Origin of the sequence: Streptomyces sp. NPDC048106 (genome assembly GCF_040706415.1) — a bacterium.
GTDB lineage: Bacteria > Actinomycetota > Actinomycetes > Streptomycetales > Streptomycetaceae > Streptomyces.
In genome coordinates this window covers 1-18,114 of record NZ_JBEZND010000057.1, presented here as the reverse complement: position 1 = coordinate 18,114, position 18,114 = coordinate 1, and the positions used below count along the sequence as shown (strand labels likewise).

Annotated in this window: 16 protein-coding genes and 3 pseudogenes; 10 read left to right on the top strand and 9 right to left on the bottom strand. The window is 72.8% G+C overall.

Annotation, left to right across the window (positions count from 1 at the left end; genetic code table 11):
- The first annotated feature begins 52 nt into the window (after window positions 1-52).
- Together AB0927_RS37070 and AB0927_RS37065 are read left to right on the top strand one after the other, a co-directional pair.
- Window positions 53-636: pseudogene (locus tag AB0927_RS37070) on the top strand (pyridoxamine 5'-phosphate oxidase family protein).
- Between the two features lie 2 nt (window positions 637-638).
- Window positions 639-1,352: a L,D-transpeptidase family protein gene (locus AB0927_RS37065; RefSeq protein ID WP_366672239.1), complete on the top strand. Its 714-nt coding sequence runs from the start codon at window positions 639-641 to the stop codon at window positions 1,350-1,352.
- A gap of 4 nt (window positions 1,353-1,356) precedes the next feature.
- Here the strand turns inward: AB0927_RS37065 and AB0927_RS37060 are convergent, their stop codons facing one another.
- Both AB0927_RS37060 and AB0927_RS37055 read right to left on the bottom strand, forming a co-directional pair.
- Window positions 1,357-2,820, bottom strand: coding sequence for a HAMP domain-containing sensor histidine kinase (locus tag AB0927_RS37060; RefSeq protein ID WP_366672238.1), 1,464 nt, complete (start codon window positions 2,818-2,820; stop codon window positions 1,357-1,359).
- Entirely contained in the window at window positions 2,817-3,563 is a 747-nt protein-coding gene (locus AB0927_RS37055; RefSeq protein ID WP_366672237.1) for a response regulator transcription factor, read from the bottom strand. The genes AB0927_RS37060 and AB0927_RS37055 overlap by 4 nt, the downstream gene beginning before the upstream one ends.
- Window positions 3,564-3,811: 248 nt before the next feature.
- Here AB0927_RS37055 and AB0927_RS37050 point away from each other — a divergent pair, with 248 nt between their 5' ends.
- The 7 genes and pseudogenes from AB0927_RS37050 (at window position 3,812) to AB0927_RS37020 (ending at window position 10,472) form a co-directional block, all read left to right on the top strand.
- A complete protein-coding gene (locus AB0927_RS37050; RefSeq protein ID WP_366672236.1) occupies window positions 3,812-5,164 on the top strand; it encodes a ferric reductase-like transmembrane domain-containing protein in 1,353 nt (450 codons plus the stop codon).
- Between the two features lie 10 nt (window positions 5,165-5,174).
- A complete protein-coding gene (locus AB0927_RS37045) occupies window positions 5,175-5,630 on the top strand; it encodes an FMN-binding protein (RefSeq protein WP_366672235.1) in 456 nt (151 codons plus the stop codon).
- A 59-nt stretch (window positions 5,631-5,689) separates the two neighbouring features.
- A complete protein-coding gene (locus AB0927_RS37040) occupies window positions 5,690-7,072 on the top strand; it encodes a ferredoxin reductase family protein (protein ID WP_366672234.1) in 1,383 nt (460 codons plus the stop codon).
- 19 nt (window positions 7,073-7,091) lie between these two features.
- Window positions 7,092-7,499, top strand: a pseudogene (locus tag AB0927_RS37035) (FMN-binding protein); the annotation flags it as partial.
- A gap of 34 nt (window positions 7,500-7,533) precedes the next feature.
- A complete protein-coding gene (locus tag AB0927_RS37030) occupies window positions 7,534-8,274 on the top strand; it encodes an FAD:protein FMN transferase (protein ID WP_366672263.1) in 741 nt (246 codons plus the stop codon).
- A 96-nt stretch (window positions 8,275-8,370) separates the two neighbouring features.
- Window positions 8,371-8,550: a hypothetical protein gene (locus AB0927_RS37025; protein WP_366672233.1), complete on the top strand. Its 180-nt coding sequence runs from the start codon at window positions 8,371-8,373 to the stop codon at window positions 8,548-8,550.
- A gap of 77 nt (window positions 8,551-8,627) precedes the next feature.
- Window positions 8,628-10,472, top strand: coding sequence for an ABC transporter ATP-binding protein (locus tag AB0927_RS37020; RefSeq protein WP_366672232.1), 1,845 nt, complete (start codon window positions 8,628-8,630; stop codon window positions 10,470-10,472).
- A 51-nt stretch (window positions 10,473-10,523) separates the two neighbouring features.
- Here AB0927_RS37020 and AB0927_RS37015 read toward each other — a convergent pair whose 3' ends face one another.
- From AB0927_RS37015 to argC, 7 genes are all read right to left on the bottom strand, one after another.
- Window positions 10,524-11,309 (bottom strand): zf-HC2 domain-containing protein, encoded by a 786-nt coding sequence (locus tag AB0927_RS37015; RefSeq protein ID WP_366672231.1) that lies wholly within the window; start codon window positions 11,307-11,309, stop codon window positions 10,524-10,526.
- A complete protein-coding gene (locus AB0927_RS37010) occupies window positions 11,299-11,886 on the bottom strand; it encodes a sigma-70 family RNA polymerase sigma factor (protein ID WP_366672230.1) in 588 nt (195 codons plus the stop codon). The genes AB0927_RS37015 and AB0927_RS37010 overlap by 11 nt, the downstream gene beginning before the upstream one ends.
- A gap of 122 nt (window positions 11,887-12,008) precedes the next feature.
- A complete protein-coding gene (locus AB0927_RS37005; RefSeq protein ID WP_366672229.1) occupies window positions 12,009-12,554 on the bottom strand; it encodes an arginine repressor in 546 nt (181 codons plus the stop codon).
- A gap of 7 nt (window positions 12,555-12,561) precedes the next feature.
- On the bottom strand, window positions 12,562-13,767 hold the full coding sequence (locus tag AB0927_RS37000) for an acetylornithine transaminase (protein WP_366672228.1): 1,206 nt from the start codon (window positions 13,765-13,767) through the stop codon (window positions 12,562-12,564).
- Window positions 13,764-14,672: an acetylglutamate kinase gene (gene argB, locus AB0927_RS36995; protein ID WP_366672227.1), complete on the bottom strand. Its 909-nt coding sequence runs from the start codon at window positions 14,670-14,672 to the stop codon at window positions 13,764-13,766. Before argB ends, AB0927_RS37000 begins: the two co-directional genes overlap by 4 nt.
- A complete protein-coding gene (gene argJ, locus AB0927_RS36990; protein WP_366672226.1) occupies window positions 14,669-15,820 on the bottom strand; it encodes a bifunctional glutamate N-acetyltransferase/amino-acid acetyltransferase ArgJ in 1,152 nt (383 codons plus the stop codon). The genes argB and argJ overlap by 4 nt, the downstream gene beginning before the upstream one ends.
- Window positions 15,817-16,845, bottom strand: coding sequence for an N-acetyl-gamma-glutamyl-phosphate reductase (argC, locus tag AB0927_RS36985; protein ID WP_366672225.1), 1,029 nt, complete (start codon window positions 16,843-16,845; stop codon window positions 15,817-15,819). The genes argJ and argC overlap by 4 nt, the downstream gene beginning before the upstream one ends.
- A gap of 455 nt (window positions 16,846-17,300) precedes the next feature.
- Here argC and AB0927_RS36980 point away from each other — a divergent pair.
- Window positions 17,301-17,862: pseudogene (locus AB0927_RS36980) on the top strand (transposase family protein); the annotation flags it as partial.
- Window positions 17,863-18,114: the final 252 nt, after the last annotated feature.

Below are 18,114 nucleotides of genomic sequence, written 5' to 3'. Positions count from 1 at the left end.
GTGACATGAGAGTCCTTAGACAGTCGAACGAGTTCCGGGAATAATCCCGGCCATGGGAAAGACCTACGAACGCATCGACGGCCGACTCCGCACCTTCATCGAGGAACAGCCCCTCTTCTCGCGACCGCGCCGCTGTCCGGCGACGGGCGGGTCAACCTCTCCCCCAAGGGCCTGCGGGGCTCGTTCGCCGTACTGGACGAACTCACCGTGGCCTACCTGGACTTCGCCGGATCCAACGCGGAGACCGTCGCCCATCTGCGCGAGAACGGGCGGATAACCCTGATGTGGTGCGCCTTCCAGGGCCCGCCGAACATCGTGCGGGTGCACGGCCGGGGCGAGCCGGTCTTCCGTGACGACCCGCGCTTTCCCGGACTGCTCGCCCGCTTCCCCGACGCCGACCCGGCACAGCACGGGCTGCGCGCGATCATCGTGGTGCGCGCCGAACTGGTGCGGGACACCTGCGGGTACGCCGTCCCCTTCATGGCGTACGAGGAGGAGCGCGATCTGCACGAGCGGCGCTTCGCGCGGGAGGACGACGCCTCGCTGAACGAGTACTTCACCAAGAAGGAGCACATCGCCACGAGCCTGGACGGACTGCCCGGGCTGCCGTTGCCGCTGCCCCCGTCTAGCGTCTGAGCATGCGCCCCGGTGTCCTCGCCAGCCTCCTGTCCGTCTCCGCGCTCGGCCTGCTCGGGGCCGCGCCCGCCCCGCGCGGGCCGGCGCCACTCCCCTTGCCCGCGCGGATGGCGGACACCGGCGGCGGCACCCAGCTGATCATCGCCCAGGCGCCGGACACGAGGTCCACGACGGGCACCGTCACGTGGTGGGACCTGCGGCACGGGACCTGGGTGCGCGCCGGTTCCGCGCCGGCCCGGTTCGGGGCGAAGGGGCTGGTGGAGGGGGGTTCGCGCAGGCAGGGCACGAACACGACGCCGACCGGGCTGTACGACCTCCCGTTCGGCTTCGGGATCAGGGCGGCGCCGGCCGGCACGAGGATCTCGTACCGGCCTGTGCGGGAGAGTTCCTGGTGGTGCCAGGACGACCGGTCGTCGTCGTACAACCGGTGGACGGATCCGCTGCCGGACGACTGCCGCGCCGCCGAGTCGGAGCGGCTGAGCGCCTACACCGGGCCGTACGCGTACGGGCTCGTCGTGGGGTTCAACTACCACCGGCCGGTGCGGGGCAGGGGGGCCGGGATCTTCCTGCATGTCGACGGCAAGGGGGCGACGGCCGGTTGCGTGTCGGTGCCGGAGGCCGCCATGCGGCGGATCCTGCGGTGGGTGGCGCCCGGCAAGGGGCCGCGCATCGCCATCGGCACGCGGGACGGCGCCACGAGCGTCACCCGCTACTGACACGTCAGGCGGGCAGGGTGACCCGGAAGGTCGTGGCGCCCGGCCCGCTCTCCACCGCCACCGTCCCCGCGTGCGCCTCCACCACCGCCGCCACGATGGACAGGCCCAGGCCCGCTCCGGTGGCGGACGCGTCGCCGTGGCGGCGGTGGTCGGCCCGGGTGAAGCGTTCGAAGACCGCGGAGCGCAGGTCCTCGGGGATGCCGGGGCCGTCGTCGTGGACGGAGAGGCGAACGGCGTCGGGCCGGGGGTCCAGGGTGAGGGTGACCGTGGTGCCTTCGGGAGTGTGCAGCCGCGCGTTGGCCAGCAAATTGGCCAGCACCTGGTGGAGGCGGTGGGCGTCGCCGGTGACGGTGACCGGGTCCTCCGGGAGGTCCAGCACCCAGCGGTGGCCGGGCCCCGCGGCGCGGGCGTCGGTGACCGCGTCCAGGACCAGACGGGTCAGGTCGACCGGGCCGCGCTCCAGCGGGCGCCCGGCGTCGAGGCGGGCGAGCAGCAGCAGGTCGTCCACCATCAGCCCCATCCGGGAGGACTCGGCGGCGATGCGCTCCAGGGCCCGGCCGACCTCCGGCGGCACCGGGCCGGGGTGCAGCAGGGCCAGTTCGGCGTGGCCGCGGACCGAGGCGACGGGGGTGCGCAGCTCATGGCTGGCGTCGGCGGCGAACCGGCGCAGCCGCTCCTCGCTGGCGTGCCGTTTGGTGAGCGCGTCCTCGACATGGCCGAGCATGCCGTCGAGGGCCGCGGCGACCTGGCCGACCTCGCTGTGCGGGTCGGCGCCGGGGGTGCGCGGGGGCAGCGCCACCTCGCCGCTGGCGAGCGGCAGTTCACTGACCCGGGTGGCGGTGGCGGTGACCCGGCCGAGCGGGCGCAGGGACCAGCGGACCCAGAGGGCGCCGGTCACCCCGGCCGTCACCAGGGCGAGGCCGAAGACGACCCCGGCGACCAGTTCCAGGCGGTGCACGGTGGCCTCGACCGGCTCCAGCGGGAGCCCCGCCATCAGCACGTCGCCGTCGCGGCCGGCGGTGGCGATGACCCGGTAGTCGCCGAGGGCGGAGAGGTGGACGGTGTGCGGGCGGCTGTCGGCGGGGATCCGGGCGAGCCGCCCGGCGTCGCCCGCGGGCAGGGCGACGTCCAGGTCGGCGGACAGGTCGCCGGAGCGGATGAGGCCCTTGTGGGTGACGGTGCCATGGACCAGGCGGGCGCCGAAGGTGCCGGTGGCCATCCGGCGGGTGTCGGCCTGCTCGTCGCCGTCGTGGTCGTCGGGCAGCTTGCCGTGGTGCTCCAGGCTCTCGGGGAAGCGGGTGCCGACCTGGGCGAGCTGTTCGTCCAGGCGCTGGGTGAGGAAGCCGTTCAGCTCGACCACGGCGGCCACGCCGACCGCGGCGCAGCTCACCGCGAGCAGGACCACCAGGCCGAAGGTGAGCCGGGCACGCAGGGTGCGGAAGCGGGGAAGGCGGGCGAGGGGGTTCACCCGGTCACCGGTTTCAGCACGTAGCCGGCCCCGCGGACCGTGTGGATCATCGGCTCGCGGCCGGCGTCGATCTTCTTGCGCAGGTAGGAGATGTACAGCTCGACCACATGGGCGCGGCCGCCGAAGTCGTAGGACCAGACCCGGTCCAGGATCTGCGCCTTGCTCAGGACGCGGCGGGGATTGCGCATCAGGAAGCGCAGGAGTTCGAACTCGGTCGGCGAGAGTTCGATCAGCTCGCCGGCCCGCGTCACCTCCCGGGCGTCCTCGTCCATCACCAGGTCGCCCACCACCAGTCCGGGCTCCTCCTCCGGCTCCGGGCGGCCGGCCATGCCGGCGCGGCGCAGCAGTCCGCGCAGCCGGGCCACGACCTCCTCCAGGCTGAAGGGCTTGGTGACGTAGTCGTCGCCGCCCGCGGTGAGCCCGGCTATCCGGTCCTCGACCGCGTCCCGCGCGGTGAGGAAGAGCACACACACCCCGGGCTGGGTCTCGTGCAGCCGGCGCAGCACCGTGAAGCCGTCCATGTCGGGGAGCATCACGTCCAGCACGACGGCGTCGGGCACCAGCTCGCGCGCGGCGGCGAGGGCGGCGGTGCCGTCGGCCGCGGCGCGCACCTGCCAGCCCTCGTAGCGCAGGGCGCCGGTGAGCACCTCGGCGAGGTCGGGGTCGTCGTCGACCACGAGGACGCGCAGCGGGGTGCCGTCGGGACGGGTGAGGGCCGGTCGGCCGGAGCGGGTCGTGTTCATCGCTCCTCCAGCATCGCCGCTGGGCGGGGCGGCCGGCCGCCGCGGGGGCTCTGAGTTTCCTCTGAGTGGCCTCGGCGAGGCGCCGTAGCTCCTGGTCAGGCCGGGTTTCTGAGAGAACTCTGAGACCTCTGTGAGAAAGCCCTCGAAGAACCGGCCGAGGGCCCTTTCTCAGAGGTCCCTCAGAGCTTCGGCCCGCACAGTGGCCTGGCCGGCCGGTGGGCCGGGTGGCGGACGAAGGGACGGCAGTGATGACAGCCGTGGACATGAGGCGGCCGGCGCCGCCCCTGCCGGGGACCGCGCGGCGCTCCCCCGCTGGGCCGCTGCTGGCGGTGCTGTGGGCGGGGGCGGCGGCCGTGGTCGCGCTCTGGTGGACGGACACCGCCTCCGTGGTCGGTGCGGCGGGCTGGCTGACCGGGGCGGGGCGGCTCGCGGGGCTGCTGTGCGGGTACGCCTGCGCGGTGCTCGTCGGCCTGATGGCGCGGGTGCCGCCGCTGGAGAACCGGGTGGGCTCGGACCGGGTGTCCCGCTGGCACGCGATGGCCGGGCGGTACACGGTGTGCCTGCTGGTGGCGCATGTCGTGCTGATCCTCACCGGGTACGCCGCGCAGGACCGGGCGTCGCTGTGGCACGAGACGGTCACCGTGGTGCTGGACTACCCGGACATGCTGAAGGCCACCGCGGGCACGGTGATCCTGTTCGCGGTCGGTGTCACCTCCGCGCGGGCGGCCCGGCGCCGTATCCGTCACGAGGTCTGGTACTACGTCCATCTGCTCACGTACGCGGCCGTGTTCCTCGCCTTCTTCCACCAGGTGTCGCTGGGCGACGAGTTCAACGGCGAGCCGGTGGCCACCGCCGCCTGGTACGCGCTGTACCTCTTCGTCGCGGCGCTCGTGGTGTGGTTCCGGATCCTCGCGCCCGTCCGGCTCAACCGGCGCCACCGGCTGCGGGTGGAGTCGGTGCAGCGGGAGGCGCCGGGTGTGTACTCGGTCGTGGTGCGCGGGCGGGACCTCGGCCGGCTGGGGGCGCGGCCCGGCCAGTTCTTCCGGTGGAGGTTCCTCGCCGAGGGCATGGCCTGGACGTCCACGCCGTACTCCCTGTCCGCGCCGCCGCGCCCGGATCTGCTGCGGATCACGGTGAAGGCGCTGGGCGACCACAGCACGGCCGTGTCCCTGCTCAGGCCCGGCACCCGGGTGTGGGCGGAGGGCCCGTACGGCGCGCTGACCGCCGACCGGGCGAGCGGCGGGCGGTCCCTGCTGATCGCGGCCGGTGTCGGCATCACCCCGCTGCGGGCCCTGTTCGAGACGCTGCCCGGGGAGGTCACCCTGCTGTACCGGGCGCGCTCGGCGCAGGAGCTGGCGCTGGGCGGCGAGCTGGAGGCGATCGCCCGGTGGCGCGGCGCCCGGGTGCTGTACGCGCTGAACGGTCCGCGAGGTGAGCGACCTCACATCACGGCCGAGTCGCTGCGGGCGACCGTGCCCGATCTGCCCGCACATGACGTCTACATCTGCGGACCGCACGGGTTCGCGCGGGACGTCTACGAGGCCCTGCGGGCAGCCGGGACGCCGGACCACCGCATCCATCACGAGTCGTTCGAACTGTGAGGCGGAAGCAATGCACGCATTGAGGAAGAACCGGCCGCTGCGCCGCATCGTCCTGGCGAGTGCCACGACGGTCTCCGCTATGGTGCTGCTGCTGTCCCTGAAGCCGCACACCAGTTCGGGTCTCGTCGTGGGCGCGTCGACTCCGTCCCCAGGGGGCGGCGCGAGCGCGCCCGCCTCCCCCAAAGGCGCCTCGAAGACCGTCACCGGCCAGACCTCGCAGACCCGCTGGGGCCCGGTCCAGGTGCGGGTGACCATCAAGGACGGCAAGCTCACCGACGTGACGGCCGTCCAGTACCCCCAGGACAACCCCCGTGACCAGGAGATCAACAGCTACGCCCTCCCGCAGCTGCGGCGGGAGGCGCTGGCCGCGCAGAGCGCGCGGATCGACATGGTCTCGGGCGCCACGTACACCAGCACCGGCTACCAGCAGTCCCTCCAGTCCGCGCTGGACGCGGCGGGCGGCTGAGCGGCGGACCGATGCGAGACGCGGCTGAGGGCCGACGGCCCGGACCGGATGGAGGAACCATGACCACCACGCTCGCGGGCGGACGCGCCGCCCGACGGCAGACGATGCGCCGGATACGGCGGCGCCGCTCGCCCGCCGTCCCGCTGCTGCTCGTGGTCTGGGCGGGCGCGGCCGCGGTGCTCTGGCTGTGGTGGCACGACACACCGGCCGTCGACGGCAACACCGGCCGGATCCTCAACGCGGGCCGGATCACGGGCCTGCTGGCCGGCTATCTGATGGCCCTGGTGGTGCTCCAGATGGCGCGCGTCCCGGCGCTGGAGCGGCGGGTCGGCTCGGACCGGGTGACCCGCTGGCACGCGATGAGCGGCCGGTACACGCTGAGCCTGGTGGTGGCGCACGTCGTGCTCACGATGGTGGCGTACACCCGGCAGGCGGGCAGGCCGCTCGGCGGCATCGTGCGGGAGACCGTGGAGTCGGTCGAGCAGATGCCCGACATGGGCAAGGCGGCGATCGGCACCGGTCTGCTGGTGCTCGTCGGGCTGACGTCGGTGGGGTGGGTCCGCCGCCGGCTGCCGTACGACACCTGGTACCACGTGCATCTGCTGACGTACGCGGCGGTGTTCCTGGCCTTCTGGCACCAGCTCAGCACCGGCAACGACTTCGCGGTGACGCCGCTGGCCAAGACCTTCTGGTACGCCCTGTACGGCGCCGTCACCGCGCTGGTGGTCTGGTACCGGATCGTCACCCCGGTCCGGCTGAACCGGCGGCACCGGCTGCGGGTGGAGGCGGTCGTGGAGGAGACCCCGGGCATCGTGTCGGTGCTGATCCGCGGGCAGCGGCTGCACCGGATGGGCGCGGAGGCGGGCCACTTCTTCCGCTGGCGCTTCCTCGCCCCGGGGATGCGGTTCAGCTCGCACCCGTACTCGCTGTCGGCGGCGCCCCGCCCGGAACTGCTGCGGATCACGGTCAAGGCGATCGGCGACCACAGCGAGCGGCTGCGCGAGCTGCGGCCCGGCACCCGGGTGTGGGCCGAGGGCCCGTACGGCGCGCTCACCGCGCAGCGGCGCAGCCGGGGCAAGGTGCTGCTGGTGGCGGGCGGGGTCGGCATCACGCCGATGCGGGCGCTGTTCGAGACGCTGCCCGGCGGGGCCGGCGACATCACCCTGCTGTACCGGGCCAGCAGCACCAACGACCTGGCGCTGTGGGACGAACTGGCGGCGATCGCCGAGGAGCGCGACGCGCGCCTGATCTACGCGGTGAACAGCCCGGACGGCGAGCGCCCCGACATCTCGTCGGAGAACCTGCGCCAGAAGATCCCGGACCTCCACCGGCACGACGTCTTCATGTGCGGCCCGGCCGGGTTCACGCACGCGGTGTACGAGGCGCTGCGCGGCGCGGGCGTCCCCGCGCGGCGCATCCACCACGAGTCGTTCGAGATGTGAGACCGGGAGTAAGAGGCCGATGAGAAAGAGCCATCCCGTACGACGGGTCGTCCTGGCGAGCGCCGCGACCGTCTCCGGCGTCGTCCTGCTGGTGACGCTGAAACCGACGGCCGACCCGGCGTCGGCGGCCGCCCCGGACCCGTCCCGAGACGCCTCCCGGGCCCCCGGCACGCTGACCGGCGACGCGGTCGCCACCCGCTACGGCACCGTCCAGGTCCGCATCACCGTCAGCAACGGCAGGATCACCAAAGCCGACGCCGTCCAGGCACCCCACGGCGGACTCAACAGCAAGAAAACCGCCCTCGCCGTACCCAGACTCGACCAGGAAGCCGTCGCCGCGGGCACCGCCCGCATCGACACCGTCTCCGGGGCCACCTACACCAGCGACGGCTACGTCAAGTCGCTCCAGTCGGCGCTGGACCGGGCCCATGGGTGAGGCGGTGCGGCACGCGGAGGAGGTCATGGGGACCGTGTTCTCCTTCGACGTGCGCGGCGGGGAGAGCGGCGCGGTGCGGACGGCGCTCGCGGAGGCCGTGGAGCAACTGCACCGTGTGGACGCGGTGTTCAGCACATATCGCGAGGACAGCGAGGTGTCGCGGCTGGCCCGGGGCGAGCTGACGGTGGAGCAGTGCGGGCCCGACGTCGCGCGCGTGCTGGGGCTGGCGGCCGAGGCGGAGCGGGTGAGCGAGGGCTGGTTCAGTACGCGCTACCGGGGGGTGCTGGATCCCACCGGGATCGTCAAGGGATGGTCGGCCGAGCGCGCGGCGCGGCGGCTGGCCGAGGTGGACGGGGTGTCCGGGGTCAGCGTCAACGGCGGCGGGGACGTGCAGCTACTGGGCGCGCCCGAGGCGGGGCGGCCCTGGCGGGTGGGGATCGCGGATCCCCTGCGCCCCGGCGGGCTCGCCGCGGTGGTGTCGGCGGCGGGGGCGGCCGAGTTGGCCGTGGCCACGTCCGGCACGGCCGAGCGGGGCGCCCATATCGTCGATCCCCGCACGGGGCGGGCCGCGGTCACGGACCTGGTCTCGGTGACCGTGGTGGCACCTCGGCTGACCTGGGCGGACTGCTGGGCCACGGCCGCGTTCGCGCGGGGCTCGCGGGCGGGTCTCGCCTGGCTGGAGTCGCTGCCAGGCGCCGAGGGACTGCTGCTCACGGCGCACGGCGAGGTGCGCTGCACCGAGGGACTGGCCGCCTACGTGGAGTGAAAAAAGGGTTGAAAGGGAGATTTTTCCTCGGAGAAGCCATCCGAGTGGGGTCCCCGGACGTACCCCTGGTGCAGCGAAATCTCCGGGAGGAACACCATGGCAATCTTCAGCAGTCTGCTGCCCACCAGGGATGACCACGGCGGTCACGGCCGCGACCACGGCCGCGACCGCGACGACCGCTTCGACGACTTCGACCGGCACGACCACGACCACGGCGACCGCCACGGCGACCGGCACGGCCACGGCCACGGTCACGGCGGCCACGGCGGCTACTGACCGGCCTCCGCACAGGCCGGGCGGACCGGGGACCACAGGACCCGGCCCGCCCGGCCGATCCCCGAGGAACGCATCCCATGGCGCGAGTCCTGCGGCGTCCGCCGTCGCCGGGAGACCCCGGCGACCCCGGCCCCGGCACCCCCGAGGCCGCCGGCGACGTCGTCGCACCCGCGCCCGCGGTCTCCCCGCGCGAGGTGTTCCGGCGGTTCTGGCCCTACACCCGCGGCAACCGCCGCTGGCTCGTCCCGCTGCTGCTGCTCAGCCTCACCGGACCGGCCGTCGACGCCGGGGAACTGTGGCTGTTCAAGTCGGTCGTGGACGAGGTGCTGGTCCCCCGGGACCTGCTCCCCTTTCTCTGGATCGCCCCCTCCTACCTGGGGCTGATCCTGTGCTCCGGCATCCTCGGCTTCGCCGACGAGATGACCTCCACCTGGGTCGGCGAACGCTTCCTGCTCACCTTGCGCAGCGACGTCTTCCGGCATGTGCAGGGTCTGTCCCTCGGCTTCTTCGAACGCCGCCGGCTCGGCGACGTGCTCTCCCGTGTCACGGGTGACGTGGACGCGGTCGAGACCTTCCTGTTGTCGGGCGTGGCGGACGCCCTGTACTACGTCCTCCAACTGGCCGTCTTCGTCGGCCTGTTGTTCTATCTGAGCTGGGATCTGACGCTGCTCGCGCTGGTCATCGTGCCGCTGTTCTGGGGCGCCGCCCGGCACTTCTCGCGGCTGATCAAGGAGGCGTCCCGGGAGCGCAGACGGCGCAGCGGCTCGCTCGGCGCGATCGCCGAGGAGGCGCTCGGCAACGTCGCGCTCGTGCAGGCGTACAACCGGCAGGACTGGGAGGGGCGCCGGTTCGAGCGGGAGAGTGTGGGCCGGTTCCGGGCGGTGATGGCCTCGACGCGGATCCGGGCCCTGTACGGCCCCCTCGTGGAGCTGATCGAGGTGGCCGGCGGGCTCGCGGTGCTCGGACTCGGCACCTGGAAGCTGTCCCAGGGCCAGCTCACCCTCGGCGGGCTGCTGGTCTTCCTCGCCCTGATCGGCAAGATGTACGGCCCGGTGCACGGCCTGTCCGGCCTCGGCACCACCTTCTACTCCGCCGCCGCCTCGGCCGAGCGGATCATCGAGCTGCTGGACCAGCGGCCGCAGGTCACCGAGCGCGCGGGTGCCCGCCCCGTCGGCCGGGCGCGCGGTGCGGTGGAGTTCGACGGCGTCTGGTTCCGCTACCCCGGCACCACACCCTGGGCCCTCGCCGACGTGTCGTTCCGGGTGGCGCCCGGACAGACGCTGGCGCTGGTCGGGGCCAGCGGCGCGGGCAAGTCCACCGCCGCGAGGCTCCAGTTGCGGTTCTACGACCCCGACCGGGGCGCGGTCCGGCTCGACGGCACCGATCTGCGCGACCTGCGGCTGGCCGATGTGCGCGAGAGCGTCGCGGTGGTGCTCCAGGAGACCCTGGTCTTCCACGGCACCGTGCGGGAGAACATCGCCTACGGCCGCCCGGCGGCCTCCGAGGCGGAGATCGTCGCGGCGGCGCGCGCGGCGGACGCGCACGAGTTCATCGAGCGGCTCCCGGACGGCTACGACACCCTGGTCGGCCAGCGCGGCCGCACCCTGTCCGGCGGCCAGTGCCAGCGCCTCGCCATCGCCCGCGCGATGGTCAGGGACGCGCCCGTGCTGCTGCTGGACGAGCCGACCACCGGGCTCGACGCGGGCTCCGGGCGGCGGATCATGGGTCCGCTGCGCCGGCTGATGGCCGGGCGGACCACCATCGTCATCTCGCACAACCTGCTCACCGTGCGCGACGCGACCCGGATCGTGGTGCTCGACCGGGGCCGGGTCGTGGAGGACGGCGTCCACGGCGAACTGCTGGGGCGCGACGGGACGTACGCCCGGCTGCACCGGCTGCACACCGGCACCGTGCTGTCGTGAGCGGGCTGCCGTGAGCGGGCCGCACCCGTCCGCCGCCGCCGTGCGGCGCCCTCACGTCTGCCGTGAGGGCGCCCCCGTCCCCTTGGTCAGCACATGCCCGGTCTGGAGGTGGGCGTGGGCGAGGACCGTGCCGTCGGCGGAGGTCAGCCGGGCGCCGGAGACCGAGTCCGGGTCGATGGGGGCCGTGGCCCCCCAGTAGCCGCGCCCGTCCCGCAGGGTGAAGTCGCCCACGCGCACGGTCGTGCCGTCGGAGCGCTCCAGCACACAGCCGACCCGGCCGGTGTACGCGGCGCCGTGCCCGGCGAGGTCGACGGTCATGAAGATCCAGCCGGGGCTGCCGGGATGGGCGTAGACCTCGCCGACGGGCGAGCCGCCGGCCGAGGCCGAGGTCATGTCGCCGACCAGCATGGGCTCGGACTCCATGGCCCGCGGGGGCGCGGCGGTGACCGTCTCCACGGCGGTGCCGATCCCCCAGCCGGCGAACCCGGCGACCACCGCGAGGCCGGCGGCGGCCGCCGCGAGCCGGATCCGGGCCCGGCGTGCGCGCCTGCGCAGTACCGGGAACGCCTGGGCGCGCGCGGGGGCGCGCCCGTCCGCGGCCGCCTGCTGGGCGAGGCTGCGCGCCACCCGGCTCTCGAAGCCCAGCGGCGGCTCCTGGCAGGGCAGCAGGCCGATCAGCCGGTCGCCGACCAGGGTCAGCTGCCGTACGAACTCCCGGCAGTCCGCGCACCGGTCCAGATGGGCGACCGCCTCCGCGCGCTCGCGGCCGGGCAGCACGCCCAGCGCCAGCTCGGCGCCGATCTCGCGCAGCTTCTCGCAGTTCGCGTCACTGGACATGGCCGCCTCGCTCCGGAGCCGACAGTGTGGTGCGCAGTTTGCCCATCGCCGCCCTGATGCGGGTCTTGGCGGTGCCCAGCGGGATCTGTTCCGCGTCGGCGACCTGCTGGGCGGTCATCCCGTAGATGCCGGCCATCATCAGGGCCCGCGCCTGTTCCCTGGGCAGCCGGGCCACGGCGGCCCGCAGCCGGGCGGAGGCCTCGTCGGCCAGCGCCCATCGCTCGGGGGTCTCGGTGACGGTGCCGAGGAGGGCGTCGAGGTCCTCGGGGGCCACCGGCTCCGTGCGCCGGGCGCGTACGGCGTCGATGGCCAGGTTGTGCGCGATGGTGGTCAGCCAGGTGGTGACCGAACCACGGCGCGAGTCGTAGATCTGCGCGTGCCGCCACGCGCGTTCGAACGTCTGCTGGGCGACGTCCTCGGCGAGCTGACGGTCCCCGGTGACGGCCATGGCGACACCGAAGACCCGGTGCTGGAACCGTCGCACGAAGACGACGGCCAGCTCCTGGTCTCCGGTTGCCAGCCCGGACAGCAGAGCCTCGTCCGGGAGGCGCCCCACGGGGAACCGCAAACCCGACACACCTCTTCATACGGCCGACGGCCGCCCGGGGATTGCCGCTCCCTCTTCCCCGGTCCGCCCGTCGCGGAGGACGACCCGCCCATTCTCCGCCGGGGGGCCGGGGCCCGCATGCCGTACCGGGCTCAGTGGCCGTTCTGGGCGAGCTTGAGCAGGTGGTCGGCCAGGGCCTGGCCGCCGGTCGGGTTGCGGCTGATCAGCAGCAGGGTGTCGTCGCCCGCGATGGTGCCGAGGATGTCGTGGAGTTCGGCCTGGTCGATGGCCGAGGCGAGGAACTGGGCGGCCCCGGGCGGGGTGCGCAGCACGACCAGGTTGGCCGAGGCCTCCGCGGAGATCAGCAGCTCCTGGGACAGGCGCCGCATCCGCTCCTCCTTGGCGGACTCGCCGAGCGGTGCGCGCGGGGTGCGGAAGCCGCCCTCGCTGGGCACGGCGTAGATGAGGTCGCCGTCGTTGTTGCGGATCTTGACCGCGTTCAGCTCGTCCAGGTCCCGGCTCAGCGTCGCCTGGGTGACGCTGAGCCCGTCGTCGGCCAGCAGCTTGGCCAGCTGGCTCTGCGAGCGCACCGGCTCCCGGTTGAGGATGTCCACGATCCGGCGGTGCCGCGCGGTGCGCGTCTGCGGCACGCCGGGCCCGGCACCTGTCTGCTGCTCGTGCTGCTGCGCCTGGCTCATCGTCGTCTCATTCTCCGGATCGTCCGTCCCCGCCTGCGTCGAGGATGCCGGGCAGTGCCTGGAGCAGGGCGCCCGCCTCGTCGTCGCGCAGGTTCAGCGGGGGCATGAGCCGTACGACGTCGGGGGCGGGGGCGTTCACCAGGAAGCCGGCCTCCTGGACCGCCTGCTGCACCTGTTGCGCGCGCGGCCCGGTGAGCACGATACCCAGGAGCAGGCCCGCGCCCCGGACATGGTCGACCAGCGGGTGGCCGAGGGCCTCGATGCCGGTGCGCAGCCGCTCGCCCTGCCGCTTGACGTTCTCCAGCAGGCCCTCGCCCTCGATGGTGGCGAGGACGGCCAGGCCCGCGGCGCAGGCGACCGGGTTGCCGCCGAAGGTGGTGCCGTGCTGGCCGGGCCGGAGCAGTTCGGCGGCGCGGCCGAAGGCGACGGTGGCGCCGAGCGGGAGGCCGCCGCCGAGCTGCTTGGCGAGGGTGACCACGTCGGGCAGCACGCCCTCGTGGGCCTGGTAGGCGAACCAGGTGCCGGTACGGCCGACGCCGGTCTGCACCTCGTCCAGGACCAGCAGGGCGCCGGTGGCGGCGGTGATGGCGCGGGCGGCCTTGAGATAGCCGGGCGGGGGCACGACGACGCCGTTCTCGCCCTGGATCGGCTCGATGATCACCAGGGCGGTCTCCTCGGTGACGGCCGCGGCCAGGGCCTGGGCGTCGCCGTAGGGGACATGGGTGACGTCGCCGGGCAGCGGCCGGAACGGGTCCTGCTTGGCGGGCTGTCCGGTGAGCGCGAGGGCGCCCATCGTGCGGCCGTGGAAGCCGCCCTGGGTGGCCACGACGTGGGTGCGCCCGGTGAGCCGGCCGATCTTGAAGGCGGCCTCGTTGGCCTCGGCGCCGGAGTTGCAGAAGAAGACCCGGCCCTCGCGGCCGAAGAGCTGGAGCAGCCGTTCGGCCAGGGCGATGGTCGGCTCGGCCATGAAGAGGTTGGAGACATGGCCGAGGGAGCCGATCTGCCGGGTGACGGCCTCCACGATCGCCGGGTGGGCGTGGCCGAGCGCGTTGGTCGCGATGCCGCCGACGAAGTCGGTGTACGCGCGGCCCTCGGCGTCCCACACGGTGGCGCCCGCGCCGCGCACCAGCGGCAGGCGGGGCGTGCCGTAGTTGTCCATGAGCGCGCCCTGCCAGCGCTGCGTCAGGTCCTGGTTCCCGTGGTTCCCCGTCACTGTGCGTCCTTTTCGGGCTCGTCGGGCACGACCATGGTGCCGATACCCTCGTCGGTGAAGATCTCCAGCAGGATCGAGTGCTGCACCCGGCCGTCGATGACGCGGGCGGTCTGCACGCCGCCGCGCACCGCGTGCAGGCAGCCCCGCATCTTGGGCACCATTCCGGAGCTCAGGTCCGGGAGCAGCTTCTCCAGTTGGCTCGCGGTGAGGCGGCTGATCACCTCGTCGGAGTGCGGCCAGTCCTCGTAGAGGCCCTCGACGTCGGTGAGGACCATGAGCGTTTCGGCGCCAAGGGCCGCAGCGAGTGCCGCAGCCGCCGTATCAGCATTGACGTTGTAGACATGACCGTCGTCCTGGCTTCGGGCGATGGAGGAGACGACCGGGATGCGGCCGTCGGTGAGCAGGGCCTCGATGGCGCCGGTGTCGATCGCGGTGATCTCTCCGACGCGCCCGATGTCGACCAACTCCCCGTCGATCTCGGGCAGATGCTTGGTGGCGGTGATGGTGTGCGCGTCCTCGCCGGTGATTCCGACGGCGAGCGGGCCGTGCCGGTTGAGCAGGCCGACCAGTTCGCGCTGCACCTGTCCGGCGAGCACCATCCGTACGACGTCCATGGCGTCCTCGGTGGTGACGCGCAGGCCCGCCTTGAACTCGCTGACGATGCCGTGCCGGTCGAGGGCGGCGCTGATCTGCGGGCCGCCGCCGTGCACCACGACCGGCTTGAGTCCGGCGTGCCGCAGGAAGACGACGTCCTGGGCGAAGGCGGCCTTCAGGTCCTCGTCCACCATGGCGTTGCCGCCGAACTTGATGACGACGATCTTTCCGTGGTGCCGGGTCAGCCAGGGCAGCGCCTCGATGAGGATCTTCGCCTTGGGCAGGGCCGTGTGTTTACGGGTCGTGGTCATGAGGAGTACGCGCTGTTCTCGTGGACGTAGTCGGCGGTCAGGTCGTTGGTCCAGATGGTCGCGGTCTCGCTGCCGGCGGCCAGGTCGGCCACGATGTGGACCTCGCGGTAGCGCATGTCGACCAGGTCGCGGTCCTCGCCCACGGAGCCGTCCTTGCACACCCAGACGCCGTTGATGGCGACGTTCAGCCGGTCGGGCTCGAAGGCGGCGCTCGTGGTGCCGATCGCGGACAGGACGCGGCCCCAGTTGGGGTCCTCGCCGTGGATGGCGCACTTGAGGAGGTTGTTGCGGGCGATGGAGCGGCCCACCTCGACGGCGTCCGCCTCGCTCGCCGCGTTGACCACCTCGACCTTGATGTCCTTGCTGGCCCCCTCGGCGTCGCCGATGAGCTGACGGCCGAGGTCGTCGCAGACCTTCCGTACGGCCTCGGCGAAGGCGTCGTACGCGGGGGTGACGCCCGAGGCGCCGGAGGAGAGCAGCAGCACGGTGTCGTTGGTGGACATGCAGCCGTCGGAGTCGACGCGGTCGAAGGTGACCTTGGTGGCGGCGCGCAGGGCCTTGTCCAGGGTGGCCTGGTCGAGGTCGGCGTCGGTGGTGAGCACGACCAGCATGGTGGCGAGGCCGGGGGCGAGCATGCCGGCGCCCTTGGCCATGCCGCCGACGGTCCAGCCGTCCCCGGTGGCGACCGCGGTCTTGTGGACGGTGTCGGTGGTCTTGATGGCGATGGCGGCCTTCTCGCCGCCGTGCTCGGACAACTGCCCGGCGGCGGTGTCGATGCCGGGGAGCAGCTTGTCCATGGGCAGCAGGACGCCGATGAGGCCGGTGGAGCAGACGGCCACCTCGATGGCGCCGCGGCCCAGCGCCTCGCCCGCCTTCTCGGCGGTGGCGTGGGTGTCCTGGAAGCCCTTGGGGCCGGTACACGCGTTGGCGCCACCGGAGTTGAGGACGACGGCGGAGACCTGGCCGCTCTTCACGACCTGCTCGGACCACAGCACGGGCGCGGCCTTGACGCGGTTGGCGGTGAAGACGCCGGCGGCGGCCCGGCGGGGCCCGTCGTTGACCACGAGGGCCAGGTCGGGGTTGCCGTTCTGCTTGATCCCGGCGGCGATACCGGCCGCCCGGAATCCCTTGGCTGCCGTGACGCTCACGGTGCGACTCCGATCGTGGAAAGCCCGGTGGTCTCGGCGAGACCCAGGGCGAGGTTCATGCTCTGGACGGCACCGCCCGCGGTGCCCTTGGTCAGGTTGTCGATCGCGCTGATCGCGATGATGCGGCCCGCGGCCTCGTCGTAGGCGACCTGCACCTGAACGGCGTTGGAACCGTGGACGGCGGCCGTCGCGGGCCACTGGCCCTCGGGCAGCAGGTGCACGAAGGGCTCGTCGGCGTAGGCCTTCTCGTAGGCGGCGCGGACGGTGCCCGCGCTCACGCCGGGCGCGGCCTTGGCGCTGCACGTGGCGAGGATGCCGCGGGGCATCGGGGCCAGGGTCGGCGTGAAGGACACGGTGATCCGCTCGCCCGCGACCGCGCTGAGGTTCTGGATCATCTCGGGGGTGTGCCGGTGGCCGCCGCCGACGCCGTACGGCGACATGTTGCCCATGACCTCGCTGCCGAGCAGGTGCGGCTTGGGCGCCTTGCCCGCGCCGGAGGTGCCGGAGGCGGCGACGATCACGGCCTCGGGCCCGGCGATCCGGGCGGCGTACGCCGGGAAGAGGGCGAGGGTCGCGGCGGTGGGGTAGCAGCCGGGTACGGCGATCCGCTTGGCCCCGGTGAGCGCGGCGCGGGCACCGGGCAGCTCGGGGAGACCGTAGGGCCAGGTGCCGGCGTGCGGGGAGCCGTAGAACTTCTCCCAGTCGGCCGCGTCCGCCAGCCGGAAGTCGGCGCCCATGTCGATCACCAGCACGTCCGGGCCGAGTTGCTCGGCGACGGCCGCGGACTGCCCGTGCGGCAGCGCGAGGAAGACCACGTCGTGGCCCGCGAGTTCGTCGGCCGTGGTCTCCGTCAGCACCCGGTCGGCCAGCGGCCACAGATGCGGCTGGAGCGCCCCGAGCCGCTGCCCGGCGTTGGAGTTCCCGGTCAGGGCCCCGATCTCGACCTCGGGGTGCGCGAGGAGCAGCCGCAGGACCTCGCCACCCGCATAACCACTCGCCCCGGCAACCGCCGCACGTACCGCCATGTCCGTCCTCCTCTGGATGGCATGACTATACGCACGCCTGCACGTTTATGCAATGACTATGCAGAGGGTCCCGAGGGGCGCGGGTGTGACCGAGAATTTTTGTTGGCGCATGGAGAGTGTTAGTTGGCACACCTTGGTCACGTAGCGCTGTGTAACCAAAGCAGCTGTGTAGCCGGAGAGCCTTGCTCGAGGAAGTCGTACACGGTGGTGCGCGACGGAGTCGTACGTAACTGGGGACGATCGGCGGCACATCCCAGGCCACCGATGCGTGGAGCCGGGCTCCCGGTCCACCCCGGGCCACCACGGCTCCGCTCCCGGCCGCCCACGGAGGCCGGCAGTGAGCATTTTCAGGGTGACCACTGATCGGGTGACGAGGCCGACGTCCGCAACGCACGAGGCTCCTGTGCCGTTGAGAGAGGTGTTCGACGTCTCAACTCGTCAGCGCAGGAGCCTCGTTGGTTCCGTATCCTGCCGCACTCGACCTGCCTCACGCCTTGGTCGAGTGGGTAACCATGCTCATCGTCACCCGTGAGGGTGACCGCCGCTGCAAGCTACCGCCTCACCAGCGTGCTCTCGTCGGCTTGATCTACCTTCGCCGGCACGACCCACTCACGCAGATCGCCCCTGGTTTCGGCATATCCGTCGGCACCGCCCACGCCTACGTGACGGCCCTCGTGGATCACCTGTCCCAGCGGGCGCCCGGCCTGCTGCGAGTCCTGCGGCAGACCGACCCCGAGCACGTCCTGCTCGACGGGACCCTCGCCGAGTGCGACCGGGTCGGCGACAGCCGTGCGGACTTCTCCCAGAAGCACCGCCGCCATGGCGTGAACCTGCAGCTCGTGGCCGATCCAACGGGCAAGCTGCCGTGGATCTCGCCGCACTGCCCGGCCGCACCCACGATCTCACCGCGGCCCGCACCCACCGCATCATCCGGATCTGCGAACGCCAAGGCGTTCCCGTCCTCGCCGACCGCCACAACCGGCTCAAGGGCGATCTAGCTTGCAGCGTCCACCGGGGCGAGCGGCTCGTCCGCCAGCAGATCGAGATGACCACCGGCGACCGCATCTGGCACGTGTTCAACACCGAGCGCCGTACGGTCTGGATCGACAGCAACCCATGACCAACGCCGTGGCCGATTGGAGCGCCCGGCCCGCCCCGCCCTCCTCGCTCAGAATCTAAGGGCTGTCCCGTAACTGCTGGTCACGGGTGAGATGATCTCGCTGTGTCTGGTGTGATCACGGCGTCGGAGCCCTCCTGGATAGCCCCGTT